The organism is Alteromonas sp. G4i13, from assembly GCF_054960505.1.
In genome coordinates this window covers 1-22,475 of record NZ_JBHNYX010000049.1, presented here as the reverse complement: position 1 = coordinate 22,475, position 22,475 = coordinate 1, and the positions used below count along the sequence as shown (strand labels likewise).

The window sequence follows — 22,475 nt, the reverse complement described above, 5'->3', positions numbered from 1 at the left end:
CCTAGTACTATACCGAGCGAACTCGTGCGTTGCAGGTAGCCACCATTACCCGCCACACGAGTTTGGCTCGTTCATTAAACTGCACTATTCCCACTCCCCAAGCGTCTTCCATGGCGCCTTGCCACACGCTACACGTTTCAATGGTATCGCCGTACAAAGGGGCTAACGATAAGCTAATGCGTAGCGACTCCAACCATTCCCTAAATAACGGGTCCTGATTACCTGCTTCACGCATTTGAGAAAGCTGTAGCGAAGCTTGTTGCTTAATACCTTGAAGCCTTTTGTAGATTTCGCGAGGGTCTTCTTGCTGCCCCAAAAGATGAAGTTCGCGCTCAATATCGTAAGCATTGTGCCAGTGGATAGTTTGCTGCGGTTCTTTTGAACAGCCCCACATTGCCGCACTCATAAGCGAAAGCAGCATGATACGCTTACCCCATAATAAAAGGGTGGAAGGAAATAGTTTTTTGCCACGCACCAAACTGCGAACTCCTCAAACGATGTCATCTACAGTATAGATGAGTATTGCGCTAGGGCTCGCATAAGTGCGCGTAATTAAACTAATTTACTAAGGTGAAACTTGCGAAGCACCTAAAGTGCTTTGCGCTCTCGTTACGGTAGGAAGTGGCTAGCTAAACCACTTCCACCATATAAACACCATTAGAAACCCAAATAGATAGATTAGGCCTAAATAGCTAAGCAGCTTCACTACCACGTTTGGCGCCGCGTCTTGATGAAGCTTGGTTTGTGCCACAAGCTTATGGTTAAGCCAAGCAAACATTGGAGTAGTAACAAAGGCCAGCGTCATCGCAAAGCCTAACATTGCCAATAGCGCAGATTTAAAGAACAACACAATGATAAAACTCGCCACTGCCATGAACAGTAACACCGGCGTTACCAGCGTATTTCGTGCGTTTTTGTCTTTGTTAAAAAGAAGCGCTATTGCTTCAGCAACCACCCTCGCATAACCATCGTAAACGGTTAGCGCCGAACCAAATATGCACAAAAATGCAACCAGTGCGATAAGCCAATGCGCCCACTGTCCAATGGTTGATGAGTACATACTAATTAGCTGATGGGAAAAGCCGATACCGCTGGTACTTAGCTCTGTACCGCTGCCATACAAAATTAATGCACCTAAGCCCAAAAACAACAATGCGAGTAGCACCGTCACTGCATAACCTAAATTAAAATCGAAAAGGGCCGACTTTGGCGTTACGGCTTGCCCTTTGCACTGGCGCTTTAACCAAAGTGAAGTAATGGACGATATTTCAATAGGTGCGGGCATCCACCCCATTGTGACGACTAAAAAGCCTAATGTAGCGAGCGTCCAAGGCGAAGGCGGCGCCACGGCAGGTGCTGGTGAAGCAGAGTAATTGCTTAGTGCCACCACGAATACGGCTACAGTCGCCACCACAAGCACGCCCATTATGCCTTTGGCGATATTGTCCAATCCTTCAAAATGGCCAGCGAGTAGAATGATTAAGATAAGTGCCAAAACCACTGAAGCTGACAACGTTATGGCGATATCGAAAGGAATAAAATACGACAATAAGCTTGCAGCAAACAACAACAGCGCTGCAGCATTGACCACCGACGCAATGGTATTCAAACCCAAGGCAATGGCCAAATATCGTCGTCCCATTCCCAAGTACCCTTGCTGAAGGGTTTGTTTTGTACTGATGGTGTAGCTAACACCTGCTCTAAAGAATGGGTATTTGAGTAAGTTAACTACCAATATAAGCAGCGCTAACTGCCAACCAAACTTCGCCCCCGCTTGAGTTGATGCTACTAAGTGACTACCGCCTACCGCCGCTGTTGCCATAAGCACACCCGGGCCGAGTAATTTTAATAGTGCAATACAACGGGCAAAAAACGATGTTTCAGCTGAATACGACAAGGCAACCTCTAAATGGGCATTTCAAAATAGCCGTTAACCATATCAGTAATATAATAAACAGAAAAGAGAGTACGCGCTCATCTGCAAGGCTTGTAGTGTAAGCAGCTGTACCCAGTTTACGCGGGCTATTTAGCCGGAGATTTTAAAAGGTATACAAAGCGCCAGTGAATAAAAAGGCGCTGTTGTCGCTGTAATCTCCACGCGCAAAACCCTCTCCTTTTTTGAGGTAGGCTCCACCTAGCACTAATCGCAACTCGGGTCGCACTTGATAACGCCAGCGAGCTTCCACTTGATGACCAATGAAACTGTCCACGTCTTGAGGTGCTTTTTGGTACCACATGGCTTTGTAACCAAGCATAATGTTGTGCGCTTTTGCTAGCTCAGACACGCTTCGAAGCCCCACTGCTTTTAGGTTTCTACGTGGCATAGCCTGATATACATCAGTAGGTCCGAAATCAAAACGTCGCACGCCGTATAAGGTATCAAAGTCAGAGATTGTGTCATCGCTTGTGTCGTTGTCGCCACTGATATAGTCAACTTCAGCTCTAAGAAAGGTGTTGTCTGTAATCTGTTTCCCAACATAACCAAACAGCATATATGCACGAACGTCTTTCTCGTCTGTATCGTTAGCAGATGCGGTTTGATAAGAAGCTCCCGTTTGCCCCACCACCTCTATATTTGTTATCAGGCCATTATTGAAAGGCTGGGTATAGTCCACACTCAATGTGTACAGATCACGGTTTTTGGTGGCAAGTGCTTCACTATCGTCTTCTTTTAACCAGTAGCTTTGCAGCTTGACGTTGTTGTCTTTTGACGCAGCGTACACACCAAAGAATTTTCGTTCGCTAAAGCTTTTGTCGAACGCGCGTTCGTTCCCGTCCAGACTTTCACTGTCAGTAGGAAAGCGAGATACCGGCAGCACGTACACGCCATGTACTTGCCAATCTGCAACTCTTGCTTCCACCACAATTCCATCATAGCTATTGGTGGCATTGCGATAGGCTGTTTTGGCCAATAGCCTGCGACTACCGTAGTCGAGCTCCATACGCCCTACCTTTATCGCAGACACTTCGTATAAGCTAGATTCTCGTTCAGGTTTGTAGGTGATAAAAAACTGTGTAGGCTCCAGTGTATTAACCTGATTGGCCGTTAGCGTTGGATCGTTTTCGTCAAGAAACACTCGCGAGTCACGTATTTCGATCGTTGCCGCGAGGTTTTGATAACTTACCGTAGAATTCACGATAAAGCGTGTTGAAAGACGCTGATTACTTTGTTCTCGTGCAGCTGATGATGTTGGAAATATAGGGTTATTCAACGACTCGTAGCGCACTCTAAACGAGCCAGAGACATCAAAGGCTATTTCATCACTCGACGCATTGGCTAGCGGGCAAATAACAACGAGTATTAGCAGAAGGCATGTGCTCAACAGCGAGCGAAAACGACCACGCCCGTAAAGTCGCACAAATAAAGGGCTGCGCATTAGGAAATAACCATTACATCAGTATTATGTGCACTGAAGTATATAGATAATTTTTATTATCGCACTGCCCTTTTAGTTTAATTTACTATGCCTTTGGCGTTTAGCCAGCGGGGCTTTTATATAGCCCCTTAGGCCTGAAACGCCAGCTAACGTCTGTCAAAATTCACTTTTTTCTGCGGATGCTGATAGTAGCCTTCTTTTAGAAGGCGTTTAAAGCGGGTCAGTTTTCCGTCCAGCGTTAACTCTTCTAACCCTTTATTAAATAGCGACAGAATAAGCTGACTGTCACTTTCACCTTTAGGCACTAACAGATGCGTGGTTACAGTTGAGATAAACGGCTTAATGGGCATCACATCTCTGCGGTCGCCACTATCGAAATCACGCTGAAGCAAGTACCATCCTGTTAACTCATCAATGGGAAAAACGTCAATTTTACCTTCAATCAGCGCCTGTAAATTGTCTTTGTCTGTGGCACTTTCCACAACATTACTGCTGCTTTTAATGTAAGCGGCAAGTTCATCGTTGTATAAATACCCTTCTGTTACGCCCATCTTTAGGTCTTTTAAGTCGCTTAATTCAGCCCAAGTATCAGGGCCCTTTTCAGCATTAACATAAAACACCAAGCTTTCCGCACTAATAGGGTTACTGTGGAAAAACTCGCTTTCCCGGGCGCGCACAAAATTGCCGTATGAAATGGCGTCGTATTCGCCTTTCAGCGTTGCTTCAAGCGCTTCTTCCCAAGGTAAAGATACAAACTCAACCACAACGCCCGTTTCTAAAAACGCATCAGCGATAATGTGATTGATATAACCGTCGTGCTGCATGTCAGTTGACGTATAAGGGGCATACTCTGTGGTGGCTATGCGTAGTTTCATCCATGAATGGGCAAAACTTTGCATCGGAATTAGCGCTAATAAAAATGTCGCTATAAGTAATGTTCGCATGTCAAAGTCCTGTGAGTGATTAGAAGTAAATACCAAGGTTTATGTTCAAACGGTGAGTAGTTTCTTGTCTGCCACCTAAGTCGAGCCCCACGCCCGGGCCACCTGAAAACCACATGTTTTTGCCTTGGATACTATCTACATATACAAACAATTTATCCCAGCCAAAGCTACAGCCGTTTATCCACTGCGACGAGTTTTTCCCTTCGCCCCCTTCACCTTTTGCCACGCTGTACTCTGAGTAACAAGTAAGTGATTCTATGTGAGTAAACTTATAAGGCACAGAGTACACAAGGTTTGCTGAATAGGTTTTACCGTCGGCCGCGGCTAAGAACGGGAAGGTGAAAGAGGATAGCGCTATGCGATCGTCTGCTTGCCCTTCTGGTGCAGCCAAATCGTATTCATAATCGATATACTGCAGTTCGACTTTTAGGTCGCCTTGGGTATGGCGCATATGCACGGCATAGGCATTCATATCGCCATCGTCCAGGGTATCCAGGTTTAAGATGTTGCCGTATTGGTAAGACACGCCAATATCGGTAGTGCCTCCGCGAATAAAGTTTGCCGTGTAGTTAGCACGTAAATTGTATTGGCCGTCTTCTTTATTTCGATATTCACCGTCGTCCGCCACGTCGAACGAATAGCGCCCAAACTCAGCGGCATCGTTGTACTCGTCGTTCATAAAATAGGCGGCTTGAAAATCCCAGTTGCCCCAATCGTGGTTTATTTTCACCCCAGCATCGTAATCATCTTCGAAGCCAAGATAATAATTTACCGAGAACCAAAAGTTGTTACTGGCAAAGGGCTGCAAACCAAACGGTGTTTGGGTTATACCTGCTGTAATTTCGGTTTGCTCATCGAAATGATAAGTCAGGTCGGCGAACCTTACTGTGTCGAAGTCGGTATTTTCATACCATCGATATTCGGCTTTATAGCTAAATTGATCTGACTCACCCGACACGCCAAGTTTGAATGATTCAAATTCGAAACCATCTCTAAACTCGGGAATTTGCCAGTCTTGATGCCCGTAGTTAACCCTAACATGACCGCTTAAATTAAAGGGAAGTTCGTCGGCATTTGCGAAGCTTGAGGTGCACGAGGCTATTGAAACTAAAGAAAATGCGGATAGTAGCTTGTTCATTACTGTTCCTGTATTGAATTTTTGGCGGGAACCCTTTGCTAAAAAATGCCTCTAAGAAACATGAGGGGCGTTCAAGCGCTTAGGTGTATCGCGCACCAAAATAAATCCTTCAGTACTAACAATACTGAGCAAACCTTAAAAAAAGATCATTTGTTAAGGTCAGACTTCTGTGAAGTGAAGCGCTATGTATGCGCGGTAAATGTGGAAAGTTTTGCTGTGAACGTCAGGTCTACTCTACTAATTGGTCGCCACTTGAACAGCGAATAGGGGAATATGTGAACATAGCGTGCCAGCTTTACGACTACATCGAAATTGCCTGCATGTATGGGCTTGAGGTGAGCGTAGTATTAAAAGACGGGAATACGGTAAAGGGTACAGCACTGACCACAGTTATCGATAAACGCAACGACGTGGCCACAGAGTGTATTCAAATGTCCATCGACACATCCACGCAAAATATTGCGCTTAATGAAACCGCTCAACTTCACGCAATAACTGACAACCCGCATTTCAGCTCAGTCAGCTTTTAGGTAGTATGCGCAGCTAACTTAGCTTAACTTTCAAAGTGATCCTGATTTATGACGCAAAACCTCTCGGCCATTACTTTTTTTGTAGACGACTACGACAGTGCCATTGAATACTTCACCACGGTTTTAAACTTTACCTTAACCGAAGACAAAGTAACCGGCGAAAACTCGCGTTTTGTTCTGGCAACCCCACCACACAGTGCTACGAGCTTGTTGTTGGCGCAAGCAAAAAATGACACAGAAATGGCACTCATTGGCAGCCAAGCCGCCGATAAAGTATTTTTAATTTTGAATACTGACGACTTCTGGCGCGACTTCAATGCCATGCAAAGCAAAGGGGTAGCATTTTTAGAAACCCCTCGGAAAGAAGTGTATGGTACGGTAGCCATCTTTAGAGATAAGTTTGGCAATAAGTGGGATTTGATCCAAACGACCTAATTGCACTTTATATAAGTGCGCCTTGTCGTTGCGATATTTTTTGCGGCAAGGTTTTAAATGAATAGTGTAAGGAAGTAGAGGAGAAGTAGCACGTGCAGGCCATGAAGCGTTCCATTATTGCTGATGTTGTTGCAATAGCGGCAATAGCACTGTTGATCACTACGACGTTTTATTGGATAGAAGCAAGGCGCGAAGTCATAATTCTCTGCGATAACTTTACGCCTGGCGTATCGAAAAAAAGTGTCGAACGCCAGCTAGATACTGCAAACTTATTGTTGTGGGATACAGAGTTTGTTGCAAATGGCAGCAAAATCGAAGCATATAGCCCTCTACACTTAGGCATTATGAAATGCAGTGTAGAGTTTAATAAGCAAGATACCGTTGTATTCTCTATTGTTGAGTAATCAGACTCCCTAGAAGTTTCCTCTACTTTTTGCGATTTATGTGAACCAGGTTGGTGCAACGTTTACATCGACGCAACACCCTATTCACCGGTGCGCTAAAAGTCGTAAAGGCAAACTTACCTTCCGCCATTTATCGCACCGAGTTAACTTTTCATCTCGCTGTAACCTACTGTGTTGTAAACGTATAATTACGCTGTGTCTTCTTAACGCAAACTTTTTCTTATGCAAAAAACAAAACACAGTGTCATCGAGGATGTTTTCGCCCTGATAAGCGCCGGCTTGTTTGTTGCTTTTGGCGTATATTTATTTCAGTCTCAAGACTTAATGGTAGGTGGCGCGGCAGGCTTAGCGCTGTTAGGTACTTATGCCGTAGATATGGACTTCGGCTTGCTATTCTTTCTGATTAACTTACCGTTTTACACCCTAGCTTGGACGCAAATTAGCAAGCGTTTCACCATTAACACCTTTATATCCGTCACCACGGTTTCTGTACTAACTGAGCAAATTCCAGCGTTTGTGGATATTAGCCACGTAAATCCATTTTTCGCGGCGGTATTTGGCGGTATTCTAATTGGTGTAGGTATGCTGATGATGTTTCGTCATAGCTCAAGCCTTGGTGGCGTTGGTATTATGGCGTTCTATTTACAACAACGTTTCAATATTAGAGCCGGTACATTCCAGCTGACCGTAGATAGCTGTATATTACTTAGTGCTCTGTTTTTCATCGCTTGGCCTTTAGTGCTAATTTCAATTTTAGCGGCATTTTGTTTGAACATGGTTATTTCGCTTAACCATAGACCAGAGCGTTACTTCCCAGTGCAAGGCGAATCTGAATCAAAAAAGGCAAACGCTGAGTCAAACAATGCCGATACCAATCACATTGAAAATCGTGCTGAAAACAGCCTAAAACAGTGCTTAGACAGCGAGCTTCGCGCACAAAACAGCTAAATTTACTCAGCCAGTCTTTGCCATTCGGTCATAAATTTTCGCTGTTACTCCCCTCAAAAAGAGACAGCAGCGATGATTAGGGCAACAAATAAAAAGCCCGGTTAGGCACAACCTAACCGGGCTTTCTTGTATCTTTTATTTGTATCCCTAGACGCCTACAACAAACCTATTGCTTCTTCTGAACAGGTCTTGACGGTCGACTTACTACTCCACGGTTCACTCTTGGACGAGAAAACGAAGTACGCATACAAACCTCACTTATGAGTTGTTGCTCAGCACAGTTGGAGGCGAAACATTCACCGCAATCCCGCAACCAAGCTGATACAGTATAGGCTCAAAATGGGGGTAAAAGTCTCATTCTTTTAATGAATAGTGCTTTATTAAATTATACCAATCCGCATAGATCATTGCCCACTCAGAAGGCGCTGGCAAGTTTCCTAGCAAAGCGTGGGAATGCAGGAATGGCTGTTCCCTTTCAAATTCCCAGAATGAAGCTAGGAAGCTTGCCAGACCTTCCCGAAGGGCGAGTTTAAAATGTCCGTACTCTTTGTTGTGTCACCTTGATGTAGAACCACTATACCTGCGGTAACACGCCGCGATTACAAACATTTTAACTCTCGCTGAGTGGGTAATTATCTATGCGGACTGGTATTAAATAAAGATTGGCCAAATTGGCACTGCTTTGAAAGTTAAAGGTATTTTACAATGCGCGGCACCCGTTGAGAAACGCGGGTCATTAATTCGTAGTCGATAGTGTCAGCATTAGCCGCAACTTCCTGAATTGGCACATTCTGCCCCCAGAGTTCAACTTCATCGCCCACCGCGACGTTGTCGATATGAGTTACATCGATTGTGATCATGTCCATAGAAACGCGGCCAGCTAAATAGGCGCGTTTACCTCTAATCATTACCGGCGTACCATTTTTGCAGTGTCTTGGATAGCCATCGGCATAACCAATGCCAACGGTCGCAATTTTGCTGGGCTTACTTGCTACCCAGGTTTGACCATAACCAATTCCCTCGCCTGCCGGTATGGTTCGTACCGCTAATACACTGGAGCGAAGTGTCATGGCAGGGTAGATTTCAATGTCGAGATTTTGTGAGGTAGAAACGGCACCGCCATAAACCCCCACACCTAAACGGTTCCAAGCATTTCGACTTGCAGGCCAGTTTACCGTGGCGGGAGAATTAGCCACGCTGGTTGGCAAGTCCAATTTACTCGCTACTTGATTGAACGCATCGATTTGCGTGTTGGTAAAGTTATTATCTACATCGTCAGCGCACGCAAAGTGCGTAGCAATAACCGTTTGCTCGCTAAGTAAATGATTGTACTTAGCAGCAATCCCTTCGATATCGGAAAGGGCAAAACCCAACCGGTGCATGCCGCTATCCACTTTAAGCCAAATATGCGGGCGCTGCTGTTCGGGGCAGCTTTCTAACCACGTAAGCTGTTCTTCGCAGTGCATAACTAATATACAGTTATGCTGAAATGCCATTTGGCACTCTTTTGCCTGATGTGCCCCTTCTAACACCACAATAGGCGCAGAAATTCCCGCGTCGCGAAGCGCTATGGCTTCTTCAATTATTGCTACGGCAAAACGCGAAGAAACATGCTGAAGAATGCGCGCTACATTTACTGCTCCATGACCATAAGCATCGGCCTTTACTACCGCCATAGACTGACTTGAGGGCGCTAAAGCAGCAAGGGCTTTAAAATTATGTAAAAGGGCATCAGCATGAATGATAGCTTGCGTTTGTCGGCTCACAGAAAAACACGTTCCTTAAATGTTTAATGAGAAAGAATATCGAAAGCCAAAGTGTACCACGAGAAGCGTATTAGCTGCGCAGGATTAATAATGAAAAACGTACCATCTAACGCAAGGTTTCTTATGGCATAAAATACCGTTATGCTTTGCGCTAGCTCATTATCACAATTTCGTTGCCCCAAGGTTTTCAATGTCTTCGCACAATTCTTCTACTTCAGAATCATCCGCCAACGCCAGTATTAAAAATACAGTCAGTACTGACAATCAAGCGGCAGGTAAGAAACCCACCGTTAACGAATTAGCCCAGTCACTGAATAAAATTGTGTCAGAAGGCAGAAACCCAGACACCCTCGATATAGACACGCTAAGCACGGAAGGCATTCTTGCCCGCATTAACAACGAAGACGCGAAAGTGGCAAACGCAGTTACCTCGCAAATTCCGCAAATTGGAAAAGCGGTGGATGCTGCAACCATTAGCATTAAAAATGGTGGCAGGCTTATTTATATAGGCGCGGGGACCAGCGGCAGGCTGGGCATACTTGATGCGGTAGAGTGCCGCCCCACGTTTAGCGTGCCTGATGAACTGGTTGTTGGCGTGATAGCTGGCGGTGAAAAAGCCATTCAGCACGCCGTAGAAGGTGCAGAAGATGACGTCGACGCGGGGCGTGCTGATCTTGTAGCGCTGTCCTTAAACCACAACGATACCGTTATTGGTATTTCGGCAAGCGGTCGTACACCCTATGTAAGTGGCGCACTGGAATATGCCCGTTCGCTTGGCTGCTTTACCGGCGCTATTGCATGTAGCCCTAACGCCGCTATTTTTACCCATGCTGATGTAGCTATATGCCCAGTTGTTGGTCCTGAGGCACTTACTGGCAGTACGCGCATGAAGTCGGGTACGGCGCAAAAGCTAATTCTTAATATGATTAGCACCAGCACAATGATTAAGCTGGGGAAAACCTATCAAAACTTAATGGTAGATGTGAATGCCACTAACGAAAAACTAAAAGCCCGTGCGCTTCGCATTGTTATGCAGGCTACGGACTGCAGTGAAAATGTTGCTTTAGCTGCGCTTAGTGCGTGTAATAACAAAGCTAAAGTTGCTATTTTAATGGTATTAACTGGGCAATCTGCCGAGCAGGCCGCCGCTCAATTAGATGCTAGCGGTGGGTATTTACGTTCCGCCGTGAATAAAAGCGAATAACCACGGTAAACTAATGCTATGAAGGTTTTAACTTCGGTCACATTGAGCAAGGTATTTAGACGCCTAACGTCGAGCGCATTCATTGCAGTACTTTCTCTAGCACTAATTAGCTTATCGCTTACCGGCTGTGCACAGCAAAGCTTATCTACACATGTATATACAAGTGATACAGGTGGCAACGCGAAGCATCCTACACTAATAGAAAAGCAGCCTGTATCAAGCACTAAGCAGTTTACTGTAGGCGCTGAACGCTACTCGAAATATCTGCCCTTGCTAGCAGGTAAACGGGTTAGTTTGGTGGTAAACCAAAGCGCGTTGGTTTCGAGCCACAGCGCATTGCCTTCTAGCACGGTTGAGCCTGAAGAGCGCGAATCGAGCAACAGCTTGGCTGCACAAAAAAATAAGATAAAGACAAGCCAGCGCAATCAGCATCTGCTTGATGCCCTTCTTCAACGCAGTGTTAATGTTGTAAGTATTATGTCGCCGGAGCACGGATTTAGAGGAGACAAAGGCGCCGGCGAAAAAGTAGATAGCAATATTGATGCTAAAACCGGTATACCTATTCACTCCCTTTACGGCGCAACCAAAAAGCCTACCCCCGACATGTTGGATGGCATCGATGTGATTGTTTTCGATATTCAGGATGTAGGCGTACGCTTTTATACCTATTTAAGCACCTTGCACTATGTGTTGGAGGCGGCCTTTGCGCGTAATATCGACGTTATCGTGTTAGATAGGCCAAATCCTAACGGCCGTTATGTTGACGGCCCAGTACTTCAATCTGAATTTTCGTCGTTCATTGGCATGCATCCTATTCCCGTCTTACACGGTATGACCTTGGGCGAACTTGCTCAAATGATTGTGGGGGAACAGTGGTTAGATATTGACGTGAGCAGTTATGACAACGCTAAGCTTACCGTTGTCCCAGTGCAGGATTATCAACGCACTGCACATTATTCATTGCCCGTAGCCCCTAGCCCTAATCTGCCAAACGATTTATCGATACTCCTTTACCCAACGCTGTGCTTTTTTGAGGGCACCGACGTGAGTATAGGTCGCGGCACTGACTTTCCCTTCCAACTTATTGGCCACCCGTTTGTTGAATTTGGTAAAACCGAGATACCGGTAAATGCAAATAGCGCAGCGCCCCACCCTAAACATGAAAATACTCTGCTAAGTGCACATGTCTTTTCTTATGCTGATCCAACGATCTTTGAAGGCTCTGACTCTAAGCAAACAACTCACAAGCGCTCACCAATTAGTGGCTTAGATATCGCTACATTGATAGATGCCTATTCTCGTTTTTCTGAATATAACAAGATGATCAGCGCCAGTAATGCCTCTGAAGAAACCTTCTTTACTCGCCCAGATTTCTTCGACAAATTAGCGGGCACTGATGCACTACGAATTCAAATTCAGACTGGCAAAACGCCTACAGAAATTCGCCAAAGTTGGCAGAAAGATTTAAATAAATTTAGAGAAAGACGAAAGGCCTATTTGCTTTACGACGACACGGATTGATCGACAGATAAACACCTTTAGCTTTGAGAATTTGAGGTACCATATCAAGGTAAATGTGGAGGAAGTGTTAGCGATACTAAACTTACCACATAATGTGTAAGTAAATACTCACACCCGCATAGCCCCAGATTTAATGGAAGCTAAAAAAGTTAGTAAAAACTAACCTTCTTCATTTTTTGTTTTTACCAAAGCTGCGAGCTGAGCTTCAGCGGTGGCTTTTTGATGTTTAAGCTCATCTCTGTTTTCGCCGTCACTCTCAGCGATTTTTGCATCAATATCGGCGATCGTCTGCATCAGCGTTTCTTTACTTTTTTCTTTTTGCTCGGCCTCTTCAGCTTTGTCAAAAATAACGTCTTCAGGAGATGCTTCTTCTTGTTTAGTGTGTCCAGGCGATTTAGCTATCATTTTCAAGCCGTCAGGTTGGGGGCGTTGATTCATAAAGCTAGGAGAAACAATTTCAATATCGGCATTATGCAAAGCGTCGAGTACGGCTTTGTGAAGTCTTGAACGCGCGCTCAGCAAACTCTTTACTTCGGTTAGTAGACCTGAAATGCGATAACTTACTGAAAAGTCGCCTAACCCAACTACTTGTACAAATGGCTCTAACAGCTGAGCAGTTTCAGCTGCAACAAGTAAGTGCTTTTCAATAATGCTGTGATGAATATCGTAACCTAAGCTGATATCCACACTAACAATTGCGCCAGACGCTCTGGTCACAGAAACGGGCGAATTCACCATCAGCGTATTGGCAAAGGCAATAAGCTCTCTGCTCTCAGTCTGAATTTCCACATCGAGCAAGCCCATTTCGGTAACGCGACCGCTGTAGCCTTCTACCTTGATAAAGTCACCCACTTTAAACGGACGATTTACACGAAGTACGATCCCCGCCATCAAATTCCCTACCATGGTGGTAGAAGAAAAGGCAATCACACCTGATATAAGTACGCCGATAAGTGCAATAACCTGATTTCTAGTACTCTCACTTACAGGGAGCGTCATTGCAATTACAACAGCGCCAATGATAGTAAGTACCAACATTCCAACTTGGCGAGGTAACTTCTGCTCACTAGTAAGATGGCTCTGCTTGGCTAGCAGAAGGTAGTGCAGTGCGATGAGCGCACTTATTACCAATACAATAGCGACAAGAAGCGGAACAAAAGGGAACAACGCACTTAATGCCGTATCGACTAATGAAGTTTGCGTAGCACCTGATGTATTTGTTGTATTCACGATAACTCCTTTTAAAATGGCTTTTGAAATGACTTTTGGCTTGGCTCTTTGTTCGCACTTAAATGGGCAATATCTTTGGTCTTGGTCTCTGCTTTCGCGTGGCCACCTATTTCAACGAAACAGGTGACCGTCCCTCAGCGAGCGCGCTACCAAGTATTACATCAACCAAAGCATTAAGACTATAGCTCGTAACGTGCTGATTTTCTTTATCACTTTGCTGTGTAATGTTCACCGCATAACTAAATGTAGCAATAGCAACATCGGCTAGCTCTTTCACGTCATGCGCTTTATATGGCATGCGCAGTGGAGCAAAGACCACGGTTTTATTCTGTGCTTTCGCAGCAACCATTATTTTTTTGCTAAATGCCATCACCTCAGTCTCGCTTGCGCGTCGTTTCACATGCTCAGGTAAATCGACTCCTCCTAATTCATAGTTAGCATGTAGCGGACTAATATTACCAACCACCAGCACGTCAGCTTGTTTTAGTAGATTCATTGCTAATTGGGTTTTAGGTAACGCAGTTAACGGCAAACACGCAAACTCCAGAGTCTTATTGTTGAAGTTGGAACGTGCGCGTGTAAGCGCGGCTTCAAATGCTAAACATCTTGCTGCGTCTGGCATAAGCGCCAACCAGCGATTTGAAGTTATTGGCAACTCATCCTTCCCGAAGAGTACAGAAACTGACGATTTAGAAAGCGCTTTCTCAATTTGAATTCCTCTGTTTTTCAAACTGTTAGGGTTATTCATTGAAGCATTTTCTTTCGCTTCATTGAGCCACCATGACATGGGCTTGGAAATAAAACTTTGCAAAGCAAAGCGCTGTTTTGCCTTAATAATACGATTATGAGACGCTTTCAAGAAAGCGCTTTCCGACATTCGATTTGCTGCATTATCCAAAAGTAACGCGAACTTTTTTATGTCGTCTTGGTTTCTTATGGTGAACGGCATAAGCGCAATATCAGCACCTGCGCTGAATGCACTGACTAATGCTTCTTCATGGGAGAAAAACTGAGTAATACCTGCCATGTCTAACGCGTCAGTAACGATAAGGCCTTGATATCCTAATTGGTTGCGAAGCAAATTGCTTAGTATCTTCTTCGACAAAGTAGCAGGAACTATTTGTGACTTACCATGCTTATCAATAATTGTCGTATCGTCTAAAGACGGGTACTGAATGTGTGCACTCATTACCATTGCAGGAGGCGTTGCACTATTAATGATATTCGCAAAAGGAAGGATGTCACCCGCCATAGCTTGCGCTTTGCTATGCGTTACTTGCGGCAGGCCACTGTGGCTATCTACATGGGTATCACCATGGCCTGGAAAATGTTTGATAGCACTCATTACACCTGTACTTTGCATAGCACTGACAAATGTCTGCCCGAGTGCGGCTACCTGCTCTGGATTTTCCGAAAAGCTGCGTACGTTAATAACGGGGTTCTTCGGCTCGCTATTTACATCAACCGACGGCGCAAAATTGGTGTTTATTCCCAGCGGTAAAAGCGTTTGCCCAATATGCGATGCCACACTTTGCGCAAATGCGCTGCCTCGCTGATGAAAAGTGGCGCCAATGGCCATGTTACCCGCAAACGGCGAGAGCATGTCTGAAGGCAACCTTGCTACTCTGCCCCCTTCTTGATCGACAGCAATAAATAACGGCTGACGACCTGCTTTTACCATATGCTGCTGCATGGTGTAATTGAGCGTAATTAACTGCTCGGTATTTTGAATGTTCTCTGAAAACAAAATAACACCGCCGATGTTGTGCGTACTAAGCACATTTAAAAGTGACGGTGGAATTACGGTCATGGGCGTACGGCAGCGCGAAGACGGCGTATTGTCTTCACAGAAATAGCGAAAATCCAAAATGATTTTTTGCCCGAGCATGTTTTTTACAGCGCGAATTGTTTCGGCATCAGCGCTGGGCTTAGGATTATTCGAAGCGTTAGCACTTCCAGATTGAGCGGTTGCGCTAGCAGTAAACAGTGAAGCACTTAATAAAATGAGTATGCCTGACAAGATAGCGCTAAGGCCCATCAATGAAGCACGTTTTTTACAAATAACTTGCTGGAATAACAATGTTTATCTAATCCTTGGTAACACGAAGCACAATACGGTACGCTAGCATAAATGAGAGAAGCATGTTCGCCAACTTTGAACTGCAATCACACATTCTCTTACGCAAATAGACATACCTATAGGGCAAGTAGAGCGTATTAACTTATCAAAGCTCAACAAGTCCTAGGCACACATAAATTTAAGTTTGGAAAGAAGTATGGATTGGATGTCAGTCATCCCCCCTCTTGTGGCTATTGCCGTCGTCTTTTGGAAAAAAGAAGTCATACTCGCATTAGCGCTGGCTGTTTTGTGCGCGGAAGCGTTAATTTTGATAAATGCTGATATCGCTAGCAGCTATATGGCGCCCATTAATGCCATAGAGCGCGTGGTTGATACCGCCGCGAGTCCTGGCAATACAAGGGTGCTTATTTTCTCTGTACTAGTGGGCGCGTTGCTCGCATTTATACGTGACTCTGGCGGAGTAACGGCAACGGTCAACTTTCTAGTAAACAAAGGGGTAGCGAAGAGTCGCAAACAAGTTGGCGGCTTGACCATGTTCACTGGCATCGCTGTATTCATAGAATCAAACTTAAGTGTGCTCACTGCCGGCATATTCGCCCGAGGTCTGTTTGACCGTTTCGGCATGAGCCGCGCGCGCTTAGCCTACATCATCGACTCCACCAGCGCGCCCGTTTGCATTTTGATTTTATTGAACGGCTGGGGGGCATTTATACTCAGCCTGCTCGATGCATACGAGCTACCAGCTTCGTCAGCCTCAATTTTATGGGGCAGTGTATTTTTTAACTTTTACGCTATCTTCACCTTACTTATTGTGGCCTACACTATTTCCGCTGACAAAGTGCACGGCCCCATGGCTGAGGAAGAAAAAGCACTCACGCATGTAGAGGTTAACCAAACTACGGAACCTGCCACCAAGGCACGTTTTATGTTGGTACCGCTAATAATAATGGTATTAAGCATGGTTGGCTTCATGTTCTGGACAGGTAATGGGGTATTGTCTGAAGGCAGCGGGAGCAAATCTGTACTTTACGCTACTGCTTTAGCCACTGCCATTGCCTATGGCCTGCTCTTAATCCACAAACGTTTTACCCACAAGGAAGCGGTAGAAATTGGTTTTAAAGGGATGGGTGAACTACTTCCTCTAGTAACCATAGTGTTACTGTCGTTAACCTTAGGCAATAGCCTTAAGGTGCTTGGAACGGGCGTGTTTGTCGCGGGCATAGTGGGAGAGTATCTTCCTTTAGTGCTTATTGTTCCCATGCTATTTATTGCCGGAGCGATCATGTCGTTTACCACAGGCACGTCATGGGGCACATTCGCCATCCTAATTCCTATTGGTGTGCCGTTGATTCAAAGTTTAGGGTTACCCCCTTCACTGGTCATTGGCGCTATTTTGGGGGGCGGCATATTTGGTGATCACTGTTCACCTATTTCCGACACTACTGCCGTATCTTCGCTAGCAGCAGGTACTGACGTATTAACGCACGTTAAAACTCAGTTTCCCTACGCACTATTTGCGGGCGCACTTACGCTTATTGCCTATTTTGTAGCAAGCTTGATCATGCTTGGTTAATGCCGTTGATTAAAGCTTGCTGGAAGTCAGTTGCTAATCGCAAAGGTTTAGCAATGTCTGTAACAAGGAGTTTGTAATGAAAAAGCGGATAGCTAACGTCGGGTTTATCTCGGTAATAGTGGCATTTATTTCAGTAGTGGCAGCATGTTCCCATGCGCCAAATCCCCCTGTTGATAGTGCTAGCAACAATACAGTAGGGCTTAGCCAACAGGCCGTTGCCATGCCTGACAGCTACAGTGCCGATGCTGCAATGCAGGTACTCCAAGAAGGTGGTAACGCAATTGACGCTGCTATTACGGCACAGTTTGTCTTGGCTGTTACTCTACCTGAGGCGGGCAACGTAGGCGGTGGCGGCTTTATGACAATAAAGTTTGAAGATAACACCGACTTTTTAGATTACCGTGAAATGGCACCTGAAAATGCGCATCGCGATATGTATCTTGACGAGCAAGGTGACGTAAAACCGTACGAGTCTTTGTTTGGGGCTAAAGCGTCTGGCATTCCTGGTACCGTTGCTGGTATGTGGGCCGCGCATAAAAAATACGGCACATTGGATTGGGAGCGTCTACTCGCACCAGCCGTTGATTTGGCCGAGCAAGGTTTTGTGGTTCACGAGAAGCTGGCCAATAACATTGATCACTATATTGAGCGTACCAAAGAAGCAGCTATCAATAACAACTTTAGCGAGTATTTTGCACACGCTAAAGCAGGCACTACCTTCAAACAGCCAGAGCTAGCGAAAACGCTTAAAGCTATTCAGCAACAGGGAAAGGATGGCTTTTATAAAGGCGATGTAGCAAAGCATATTGTTGATTTTATGCAGCAAAACGGCGGACTTATTACCTATGAAGACTTACTGGCTTACAAAGCAGTGTGGCGCAAACCTCTTCACCTAAACTGGCAAGGTTATGAGCTGGTGACCGCACCTCCTCCAAGCTCTGGTGGTGTTGCCGTTGCCCAGTGGATTGGCATGCTAGAAGCCTATGACGCAACGCACGACTTGCCAGCGCAAAACAGTACTGAATACATTCACGTTATGTCTGAAATAGGTAAGCGCGTGTTTGCCGACCGCGCTGAATACATGGGCGATCCTGACTTTGTTAGTGTTCCGGTAAAAGCGCTTACTGACGCTAACTATATTACTCAACGCGCAGCAGATATTCAGCCTACCAGTATTTCTGATACCCCAAGCGTTAAGCCTGGTTTAAAAGAAAGCGAAGATACAACACACTTCTCCATTATGGACAGATGGGGTAACGCGGTTGCCAATACAACGACCATCAACCTTACGTTTGGTAGCGGTGTTGTTGTGACTGGCGCTGGCTTTTTGTTGAATGATGAAATGGACGATTTTAGTGCTAAGCCTGGCGTGCCTAACTTCTTTGGCGCAGTGGGTGGTGAGGCGAATGCTATTGAACCTTACAAGCGCATGCTGTCTTCTATGACGCCAACGCTGGTCACTAAAGACGACCAAGTGGTACTGGTAACAGGCTCTCCTGGCGGCACTACCATTATTTCGTCAGTAACTCAGTCGCTATTGAATGCCCTGCTTTACGATATGAGCGCTGAAGAAGCCGTGAACTCACCACGTTTTCATCACCAGCTATTGCCCATAGACACCATTCGTATGCACGACGGGTTTACAGAGGCAACGGTAAATGAGCTTAAAGCAATGGGCTATACCATAGATAATCGTCGCTTTGGTGATGTGCATTTAATTAAGCGCACTAAAGAGGGTGTAGAAGCCGCATCTGAAAAAAGCGGACGAGGTAAGAGCCTAGTACAACCATATTAGTACAGCCTTATCAGCACAGGGCTGTTAGCTGAGCCACATTAGTGGAGCTTTGGGGGCTCAGCGTGATTAGTTCAGCGTGATTAGTTCAGCCTTGAACAAAGTACAAGCTGAAAACTACAACAACAGCGTGGCGTCGATAGGCACGTACTTAGACGCCACTTTTTGAATACTTTCAGCCGTTAATGCAGGAACACCGTACACCGTTACGGTTTTCCCTTTTGCTTTAAGGGCGTTTACAAGAATATCGAAATCGCCGTCGCCCGACACCAAAATGATCTCATCAACATCGTCGGCGTGTTCAAGTGCATCTACTGTTATACCTACATCCCAATCACCTTTCGCCGAGCCGTCAGCACGTTGAATGAAAGGCTTTAACTTTACTTCAAACCCAATAGCACGAAGAATGTTTTGAAATTCACGTTGCTTGCTGTCACCCCTGTCTATGGCGTATGCAAAAGCATGTGCTATGTCTAAATTGTAGGTAAGTTCACGCCAAAACTGGTTGTAATTAAAGTTACGTTTGTACGCCTGACGGCAGGTGTAATACACATTTTGTACGTCTACCAGCACTAATGCTTTATTCAAAACCCCCCTCTTCTTCGGTTTACTCGGTTATTGTTTTCTGATGTTATAGCCTTTTGATAATAAAACCAAAAAACCTGATGATGAAATTTATGCGCAAGGCGCACAACTACCTAGGCTTAATACTATTTGTACAAATAGGCCTATGGTTTTTAAGCGGCTTGGTTATGGCCTGGTTACCCATAGATGAAGTAAGAGGTAACCATTTAAGGAACAGGGTAACCACATCATGGCACAGCGCTTCCGTTACTCCTTCTGATATTTTGCGTAACCACAGCAGCACTGCGGTGTTATCACTCACCCATCGCATAAATGAAGTAGGCCTCGCAGAACCGGGCTCGCTCAATGCTATTCCTGTTTATCATGTCGTGGATGACAACATTGCCTATCGCTACAGCGCATTAACAGGTGAAGCTTTGCAAACCATGCAAGAAAGCGCTATTCGTAAAGCAGCAAAAGGGCAATACGCAGGTACTGGCGATATTGGTGAGACCCAGCTATTAAGCGTGTTACCTCAAGAAGTGCAAAACCTGTCTGCGCCATTATGGCAGGTAAACTTCGATGACGACCTTAATTCGCGGTTTTATATCGACCCAAACACAGGCAGTGTTCTGCGCGTACGTACCGACACATGGCGGCTGTTTGATTTTATGTGGATGCTGCACATAATGGATTATAAGGACAGAAGTAACTTTAACACGCCGTGGTTAATTGCTTTTTCGGGCAGCGCCTTTTTGTTCACCCTTACAGGTGTTGCGCTTTTATATAAGCGCTTCAAACCAAAAAAGAAGAAGCGCTAGCCTAGTATCAGGCAGCTCTTTGATGTACGGCAAAGAGCAACTGCCCCCACTATTATGAAGCGAAAAGCTGAGAAATATCGGCGAACGCTTTGAACTCTAACGCGTTGCCGAAAGGGTCTTTGAAAAACATCGTGGCTTGTTCGCCCGGCTTTCCTTTAAAACGAATATAAGGTGCGATAACAAACTCGGTATCGGCAGCCTCTAATTTACTTGCCAGTGCTTGCCAATCGTCCATGGTTAGCACAACGCCAAAGTGCGGCACCGGCACAGCATGATCGTCTACCCCGTTATAGGCAGGCGGCGACGGCATAGCCTCTACACAATGGGTCACTAATTGATGGCCAAAGAAGTTCCAATCTATCCACTGGGTATCACTGCGGCCCTTTTCACAACCCAACAACTCACCGTAAAACGCTTCTGCGTCGGTTAAATTAGTGACCGGAATGGCAAGATGAAAAGGTTGAACCATGGAAACTCCTGTTATAAAAACTTCTTAAGCAACGACAGCTTAAACTTAGAAAACGGCGCATAACGGAAGAACACGTCAAGGGCGAATGAACGTTTCATTACCGTTTTAATATGGCTGAATGTATCAAAACCTGCTTGACCATGATAGCTACCCATGCCGCTATTTCCTACGCCACCAAACGGTAACTCAGGGTTAGTCATAAACAGCATAGTGTCGTTAGTACACACACTGCCTGAACTGGTTTTGCTGATAATATTATCAAGCACATCATCCTTATCACTAAATGCATAAAGTGCGAGTGGCTTAGGCCTGCTGTTCACGAACTTAATGCCCGCCTCCATGTTGTCGACAGTGATAATAGGTAGAATAGGGCCGAAGATCTCTTCTTTCATTAGCGGGCTATCTAGCGATGGCTCCAGTACAAGGGTAGGCGCCATTGCTGGACGAGATTCATCTAGCTCGCCGCCATACACCACATTGACGTTTTCAAGGTAACTTTCAAGACGCTTTAAGTGACGATGATTAACGATATTGCCGTAATCTCGTGACGATAAAGGTGCTTTGCCGTATTGCTTTTTCAGCTCTTTTTTAACCGCATCGATAAGCTTTTGCTCAAAGCCCTTTTCAACAATGACATAGTCAGGCGCAATACAAGTTTGGCCCGCATTCATCCATTTACCCCACACTAAACGGCGCGCGGTGACAGCAAGGTTTGTGTTTTTATCAACAAAGCAGGGACTCTTACCGCCAAGCTCAAGGGTTACTGGCGTTAAATGTTTGGCCGCGGCGCTCATGACAATTTTGCCCACCACTTCACCACCGGTGTAAAAAATATGGTCCCATTTGCAGGCAAGTAGCGCCGTCGCTTCATCTTTACCGCCTTCTATTACGGCAACGCATGAATTATCCATATATTGGGGGATAAGCTTAGCCACCAGCGACGAGGTTTCTTCAGCCAATTCAGAGGGTTTCAATACCGCACAGTTGCCCGCTGCAATAGCGGCGATATAAGGGGCAAGCAATAACTGAAGCGGATAATTCCACGCTCCGATAATAAGCACAGTGCCAAGCGGCTCAGGCTTGCGAAAGCTCTTACCTGGCCATGCCACCATAGGCGTTGATACTTTGCGTGGCTTTGCCCATTTATCCAAATGCTTAAGCGTATGCTTGATATCAGAAAGCAGAAACCCTTGTTCCGCTACCATGGCTTCGGTCTTACATTTGCCCAGGTCATTTTTAAGGGCCTGCAAAATGTCGTGCTGGTTGTCTTTCAGTAAAGTTTCTAATGCCTTTAACTGGCTTTTACGCCACTCCAAGGACTGGGTTTTCCCTGTATCGAAACTGTCGTTAAGCTTGTGAACAACGTCAACGAAACACACGCCAGTTTCCACTGCGTGAAGAGAAGGTCTATTTGGCATAAGAAGGCTCCGATAGCATAACGCCCACTGCAACAATTCTATGGCTCATCTTAAGATTGTTGTCGGGCAAAGCAGCGCAATAATTAACTGATACTATCTTATATTAATAGGGATGTTCGAAGACAACGCAACTAAATTGTTAATTAATGTTTAATGAGCTCGTATTTTAGGTGCAAGTGGCTGACGTTACACTTAAGAAGTATAAACAGTTAACGTTGAAGCGATAACAAGATTATATAAAAATAAAAGGTCGAAAAATTA

General features: G+C 45.3%; 20 protein-coding genes. 9 read left to right on the top strand and 11 right to left on the bottom strand.

Annotated features, from left to right (window positions below):
- Positions 1-7: 7 nt before the first annotated feature.
- The 5 genes from ACFI6J_RS18425 to ACFI6J_RS18405 all read right to left on the bottom strand — a co-directional run bounded on the left by ACFI6J_RS18425 (position 8) and on the right by ACFI6J_RS18405 (position 5,459).
- Positions 8-478 (bottom strand): hypothetical protein, encoded by a 471-nt coding sequence (locus ACFI6J_RS18425; protein WP_014975548.1) that lies wholly within the window; start codon positions 476-478, stop codon positions 8-10.
- A gap of 147 nt (positions 479-625) precedes the next feature.
- Positions 626-1,897 (bottom strand): NRAMP family divalent metal transporter, encoded by a 1,272-nt coding sequence (locus ACFI6J_RS18420; protein WP_039225017.1) that lies wholly within the window; start codon positions 1,895-1,897, stop codon positions 626-628.
- A 142-nt stretch (positions 1,898-2,039) separates the two neighbouring features.
- Positions 2,040-3,377, bottom strand: a complete 1,338-nt coding sequence (locus ACFI6J_RS18415; RefSeq protein WP_462586323.1) for an alginate export family protein — start codon at positions 3,375-3,377, stop codon at positions 2,040-2,042.
- Between the two features lie 146 nt (positions 3,378-3,523).
- Positions 3,524-4,321, bottom strand: coding sequence for a substrate-binding periplasmic protein (locus ACFI6J_RS18410; protein WP_462586322.1), 798 nt, complete (start codon positions 4,319-4,321; stop codon positions 3,524-3,526).
- Between the two features lie 19 nt (positions 4,322-4,340).
- Positions 4,341-5,459 carry a hypothetical protein gene (locus ACFI6J_RS18405; protein WP_462586321.1) on the bottom strand — a complete coding sequence of 373 codons (1,119 nt, stop codon included), beginning with the start codon at positions 5,457-5,459 and terminating at the stop codon, positions 4,341-4,343.
- Positions 5,460-5,647: 188 nt separating this feature from the next.
- On the opposite strand from ACFI6J_RS18405, the gene ACFI6J_RS18400 reads away from it, so the two are divergent.
- The 4 genes from ACFI6J_RS18400 to ACFI6J_RS18385 all read left to right on the top strand — a co-directional run bounded on the left by ACFI6J_RS18400 (position 5,648) and on the right by ACFI6J_RS18385 (position 7,776).
- A complete protein-coding gene (locus ACFI6J_RS18400; protein WP_462586320.1) occupies positions 5,648-5,989 on the top strand; it encodes a Rho-binding antiterminator in 342 nt (113 codons plus the stop codon).
- A 48-nt stretch (positions 5,990-6,037) separates the two neighbouring features.
- Positions 6,038-6,424 (top strand): VOC family protein, encoded by a 387-nt coding sequence (locus ACFI6J_RS18395; protein WP_370133754.1) that lies wholly within the window; start codon positions 6,038-6,040, stop codon positions 6,422-6,424.
- Positions 6,425-6,516: 92 nt separating this feature from the next.
- Entirely contained in the window at positions 6,517-6,828 is a 312-nt protein-coding gene (locus ACFI6J_RS18390) for a hypothetical protein (RefSeq protein ID WP_014948122.1), read from the top strand.
- Between the two features lie 222 nt (positions 6,829-7,050).
- Positions 7,051-7,776, top strand: a complete 726-nt coding sequence (locus ACFI6J_RS18385) for a YitT family protein (RefSeq protein WP_371342849.1) — start codon at positions 7,051-7,053, stop codon at positions 7,774-7,776.
- Positions 7,777-8,465: 689 nt separating this feature from the next.
- On the opposite strand, the gene alr is transcribed toward ACFI6J_RS18385, so the two are convergent.
- On the bottom strand, positions 8,466-9,542 hold the full coding sequence (gene alr / locus ACFI6J_RS18380) for an alanine racemase (RefSeq protein ID WP_039225023.1): 1,077 nt from the start codon (positions 9,540-9,542) through the stop codon (positions 8,466-8,468).
- Positions 9,543-9,732: 190 nt separating this feature from the next.
- Here alr and murQ point away from each other — a divergent pair, with 190 nt between their 5' ends.
- Both murQ and ACFI6J_RS18370 read left to right on the top strand, forming a co-directional pair.
- Positions 9,733-10,746, top strand: a complete 1,014-nt coding sequence (gene murQ / locus ACFI6J_RS18375; RefSeq protein ID WP_348670490.1) for an N-acetylmuramic acid 6-phosphate etherase — start codon at positions 9,733-9,735, stop codon at positions 10,744-10,746.
- 18 nt (positions 10,747-10,764) lie between these two features.
- Positions 10,765-12,267, top strand: coding sequence for a DUF1343 domain-containing protein (locus ACFI6J_RS18370; RefSeq protein WP_348670489.1), 1,503 nt, complete (start codon positions 10,765-10,767; stop codon positions 12,265-12,267).
- 159 nt (positions 12,268-12,426) lie between these two features.
- On the opposite strand, the gene ACFI6J_RS18365 is transcribed toward ACFI6J_RS18370, so the two are convergent.
- Positions 12,427-13,497, bottom strand: coding sequence for a mechanosensitive ion channel domain-containing protein (locus ACFI6J_RS18365; protein ID WP_348670488.1), 1,071 nt, complete (start codon positions 13,495-13,497; stop codon positions 12,427-12,429).
- 106 nt (positions 13,498-13,603) lie between these two features.
- Positions 13,604-15,577, bottom strand: a complete 1,974-nt coding sequence (locus tag ACFI6J_RS18360; RefSeq protein WP_338852926.1) for a glycoside hydrolase family 3 N-terminal domain-containing protein — start codon at positions 15,575-15,577, stop codon at positions 13,604-13,606.
- A gap of 196 nt (positions 15,578-15,773) precedes the next feature.
- On the opposite strand from ACFI6J_RS18360, the gene ACFI6J_RS18355 reads away from it, so the two are divergent.
- Together ACFI6J_RS18355 and ggt are read left to right on the top strand one after the other, a co-directional pair.
- Positions 15,774-17,150, top strand: coding sequence for a Na+/H+ antiporter NhaC family protein (locus ACFI6J_RS18355; protein WP_039230999.1), 1,377 nt, complete (start codon positions 15,774-15,776; stop codon positions 17,148-17,150).
- A gap of 76 nt (positions 17,151-17,226) precedes the next feature.
- Positions 17,227-18,945, top strand: coding sequence for a gamma-glutamyltransferase (gene ggt, locus ACFI6J_RS18350; RefSeq protein WP_423082930.1), 1,719 nt, complete (start codon positions 17,227-17,229; stop codon positions 18,943-18,945).
- A gap of 114 nt (positions 18,946-19,059) precedes the next feature.
- Here ggt and ACFI6J_RS18345 read toward each other — a convergent pair whose 3' ends face one another.
- A complete protein-coding gene (locus ACFI6J_RS18345) occupies positions 19,060-19,530 on the bottom strand; it encodes a LabA-like NYN domain-containing protein (protein WP_014948113.1) in 471 nt (156 codons plus the stop codon).
- A 77-nt stretch (positions 19,531-19,607) separates the two neighbouring features.
- Between ACFI6J_RS18345 and ACFI6J_RS18340 the strand changes: the two genes are divergently transcribed.
- Complete coding sequence (locus tag ACFI6J_RS18340) at positions 19,608-20,327, top strand: PepSY domain-containing protein (RefSeq protein ID WP_239259185.1); 720 nt, start codon at positions 19,608-19,610, stop codon at positions 20,325-20,327.
- Positions 20,328-20,379: 52 nt separating this feature from the next.
- On the opposite strand, the gene ACFI6J_RS18335 is transcribed toward ACFI6J_RS18340, so the two are convergent.
- Together ACFI6J_RS18335 and ACFI6J_RS18330 are read right to left on the bottom strand one after the other, a co-directional pair.
- The gene (locus tag ACFI6J_RS18335; protein WP_049588357.1) at positions 20,380-20,796 is read right to left on the bottom strand and encodes a VOC family protein; all 417 of its coding nucleotides are present in this window, start codon (positions 20,794-20,796) and stop codon (positions 20,380-20,382) included.
- 11 nt (positions 20,797-20,807) lie between these two features.
- Positions 20,808-22,214: an aldehyde dehydrogenase family protein gene (locus ACFI6J_RS18330; protein ID WP_014948110.1), complete on the bottom strand. Its 1,407-nt coding sequence runs from the start codon at positions 22,212-22,214 to the stop codon at positions 20,808-20,810.
- Positions 22,215-22,475: the final 261 nt, after the last annotated feature.